General features: G+C 39.9%; 3 protein-coding genes. All 3 read right to left on the bottom strand.

Translation table 11 applies throughout. The features are described 5' to 3' along the window. Positions 1-792: DUF5017 domain-containing protein (locus ACR2F7_RS13065; RefSeq protein WP_432713997.1), on the bottom strand; the 792-nt coding region annotated here is incomplete at its 3' end. Positions 793-817: 25 nt separating this feature from the next. Continuing rightward, a complete protein-coding gene (locus ACR2F7_RS13060) occupies positions 818-2,419 on the bottom strand; it encodes a RagB/SusD family nutrient uptake outer membrane protein (protein ID WP_432713996.1) in 1,602 nt (533 codons plus the stop codon). An 11-nt stretch (positions 2,420-2,430) separates the two neighbouring features. Next, the coding region (locus tag ACR2F7_RS13055) for a SusC/RagA family TonB-linked outer membrane protein (protein WP_432713995.1) at positions 2,431-4,215 on the bottom strand (1,785 nt) is incomplete at its 5' end.

Raw genomic sequence — 4,215 nt, 5'->3', positions numbered from 1 at the left:
ATCCCCACTTTCTTTATATACATATTGATATGTATTTATTCGTGTTGCCATATTTTTTAAAGCCACACCTCTATCCGGTGATACTTTGGTCAAAAATAGAGGCTTGGTAATAACATAACCCGTGTTATTTCCGATACCTGCTACACCTCCTTGAAACTGTAATTGTGTGCTGGTTATAGCCCAGCTTCTTGGCGAAGTATTCAAATTGATCCCCACCCATCCGGCATCTGCAATTCCTGCCACTGTCACCCTACTATTATCTGGCAAAAAATTACTAATTGCGAAATTTTTAATAGTCCAGGTACGTTGTGTAGAGGCGGTAGAACCGGTAAAACTATAAGCAAAAAAGATCGGCTTGTCTGATTTATATGCAGAAAGGTCAATTATACCTGAAGAAGTATTGTCTACACCAGTGCTCAAAATGGCTTTACTGGTAATATCTGTCCAGTTAGCAGCAGCTATAGCTGCTGCATTATAGGCTCCTGAAAAATCAGAAGATACAAGCAATTTCAGTGTATTTGCCTGAGTACCATATTGCATATAGGAAATAAAACTTAGTTCAGGCTTACCGTCTGCTGAGGTTCTTCCTTTATTTTCATATTGAAGACCACGCTCACCTGAGTAAAAAGTAAGTAGTTCGGGGTTGCCAATAATCTGGAACCTAACCGTATCACCGGCTTTATAAGAAGTTTGATCAACCGTTACGTTGAAATCAAGTTCTGCTACTTCATTTTTACTACATGATGCAAATACAATTAATAGTGCCGGTAAAAGGCGATATATATGTTTCATTTTTGTTTTATTTAAAGGATTAATATTACCAGCCTGGATTTTGTACCATAGCCCTGTTTAACGAAAGCTCCAGCGTTGGAATGGGGAACAATTCGTGTTTAGTTCTCACATTTTTTCCTGCCATTGCCCCATAAGCAAAGGAGCTTCCACCTGTATTGCTAATATCAATACCCAAATTGTTCATTGTTGTTACAAACATACCCCAACGGATCAGGTCATGCTTACGCAGGCCTTCAAAAGCCAGCTCTCTAAACCTTTCCTCCTGAATCAGCGTGCGCATAGCAGCAGCAGATCCAATCGCTGTGGTCACATCTGTTACATTTGCACGGTCACGTACCTCTTTAACCGCAGCCTTTGCTATGCTTGTTGCCCCATTCACTTCATTTTCCGCCTCAGCCAGCATCAGTAAAACATCTGAATAGCGTAACAACGGGAAGTTGATTGGTGTATAGTTTTTATTTCGAGGCAGTACCTTTTCATAATGGCGGCGCCATTTAGCAATATTCCTATTGTAGACCTGTGCTGCAGTATAATAAGTAGAATCAATCACTGTACTTACCCCGCTCACCACATTGTAGGTATAAGCATAAGGAGCAATGGTCCAATCCCTCCTTTTATCTGTTGGCTCATAGCTATTGAATAGTTTAGCAGTCGTATTTAAGAAACCATAAGAGAAGCCAAAAACTTCATCATTACATTGTATTCCAATACCATTACCCAACCTTCCAGATTCAAAATCACCACTGCGGTTGCCATATAATTCCACTTCCCACATAGACTCTTTTACATCATACTGATCTGCGCAATGCTTAATAAATACATTGGAAAAACTGGCATTTAGTCTATGTTCTGCAACTGTATTATCAGGCATAACGACTTTTTTAGCCCATTTTAAAGCCTCTGCGTATTTCGTAGCATCGTTTAAAGGATGGCCAGCCATCTTCAGGCACACTCGCGCCAGTATTCCATCAATAGTGGTCTTTGAAACACGACCACCGAATCCTATTTTTGTAGAGGTATAAACCATTCCTTCAGCTTCTTCCATCTCTTTAAGGATAAAATCATATACCTGGCGGGTAGGTGTACGTGGAATATCAACTTCATTAACAGAAGTAGAGGGTGTGGTTTTCAGCGGAACATCTCCCCAAAAATCAACAAGTACATAATAGTAATAAGCACGCAGGAACTTTGCTTCCCCCTTAATCGCATTCCTTGCAGTTACATCCATAGCCACATTGTCTACATTAGCAAGCAATAAATTTGCCCGTTCTATGCCCATATACAAGTACTTCCACATGTCATTTATAGTGGCATCTGAGGCATCGAAATTGTATACCTGTGTACCTGAAATGATAGCACTGCGGGAGTAAAAACCGTCATCAGCTACTGAGTGAATCATCGGGATATTGCTGCCGTACATTTCCTCCTTTCCCAAAATGTCATATACACCTGTTAGAGCCGTGTTTAAAGATGATTCATCTTTAAACGAATTTTCAGGGGAAATAAAATCCTGAGGCACTTTATCTAAAAATTTTTTGCAGCTTGTCGCTAGTAATATGGTGGTTAAAAAGACGATGGAGAATAGTATTCTCTTGCTGATATGATGTAATAAGTTAGATGTTCTCATGATCATGCTAATTATAAAGAAAGATTTAAACCGAAAATGATTGTATTTGGCCTTGGATATGACGAGTAGTCAAATCCCGGCGTAAGCGCAGTATAATAGACTGACACCTCAGGATCTGAACCTGAATAGTTTGTCCAGGTTACAAGATTCTGTGCTGAAGCGTAAACTCTAAGTGTTTTAGCATTCAGGCGCTTCAATACAGAGGGCGCAAAGCTATAGCCAAGTGAAACAGTTTTTAACCTTAGGTAGGAGCCATCCTCAATGATCCTGCTTGAGTAAGCATTTGGTCCTTTACCACCAACTCTTGGCATGTCAGTTTCTGTATTCGTGGGTGTCCACCTGTTCTGAAAAGTAGCGTACTGATTGAGGTTGATTTTATTTCCCGCCTCGAATAATAAGCGGTTTGCATTCACAATATCGTTTCCGTATGACCATTGCATAAAAACACTCAAGTCGAAATTCTTATACTTGAAATTGTTATTAAAGCCACCCTGATGGATAGGATAACCACGACCAATTACGGTACGGTCATAGTCATTGATAACACCATCTCCATTTAAATCAGTGTACTTAATATCTCCAGGCTTAATAGTGGAGGCTGAAGACCTGTCTGAAGTATTCGTAGTCACTAAATCCTTCAGCAGGTAACTGCCGTTTGGCAATTGGTCAAAATCATTATATTGGTATACACCTTCCCAAACATACCCATACATCTGTCCTAAGGGTTGTCCTATTTTGGCGATGTACAAAGGCAGGTTTTTGAAATCCTGATCCCAATTTACGTTAGTAAGCAAGCTTTCCTGGTTCTGGGTAAGTTCAAGCACCTTATTTCTATTGAAAGAAATGTTTAAACTGCTGTTCCAGCTAAAGTTTTTTTTATTTACATTAACCGTATTCAAAGCGAATTCTAAACCACTGTTACTGGTTTTACCAATATTTTTAAAAGCATCCACATAGCCAGTGGTTAAAGGCAGCTGTGCATTCAACAACAGGTCTGATGTGGTTTTCTTATAATAATCCATCGTTAAAGTTATTCTCTGTTTCCAGATTCCTAAATCTACCCCGGCATTGGATTGAGTGGTATTTTCCCATTTCAGATCCAGGTTAGCCAGGTTTGACGGATATACACCTTGTTGCAGGCTATTGTTGAATGGATAATAAGCATTGTAAACGCCACTGGAATTGTCAAAACTTAAACGCGCATAACTTGCGTAATCGCTTACCCGGTTATTGCCCGTAATACCCCAGCTCAAGCGCAGCTTGGCGTCAGACAGGAGGGTAGAATTTTTAAGGAAATTTTCATTGATGGCACGCCATGCAAATGCTGCCGAAGGAAAATAACTCCAGCGATTATCCGCGCGGAATTTAGAGGAGCCATCTGCACGGAACGATCCCGTAAGCAGATACCTGCTTTTGTAGTTATAATTCACCCTTGACAGCAATGACATTAATGACCATTCAGAATTAATCGCTGTCACCTTTACTGGAATTCCTTCATCCAATCCACTTAATCCCAGTGATTCATTAGGCAAATGATTGGCTGACACTCCATAGCGGTGATAGTCGCTACCCTGAAAAGTAATACCCCCTAATACGTTGAGAGTATGATCTTTATTGATTTTTTTATTATAAGTCAGCGTATTTTCATTCAGCCAGTTATTTACGTCTGTATTTAATATGGTCCCATTTACTTTATCGGTACTTCCGGCATAGCCATACCTGGTTAAGGAATTGTTGAAAGATTCATTTCTTGAACTTGTTCTGTTTACCCCTCCTGTAACTTTCAACTTCAGGTT

The sequence above is a fragment of the Pedobacter sp. genome (assembly GCF_045628745.1).
Lineage (GTDB): Bacteria > Bacteroidota > Bacteroidia > Sphingobacteriales > Sphingobacteriaceae > Pedobacter.
The sequence above is the reverse complement of the archived record's forward strand: the minus strand, read 5'-3'. Positions and strand labels throughout refer to the sequence as shown.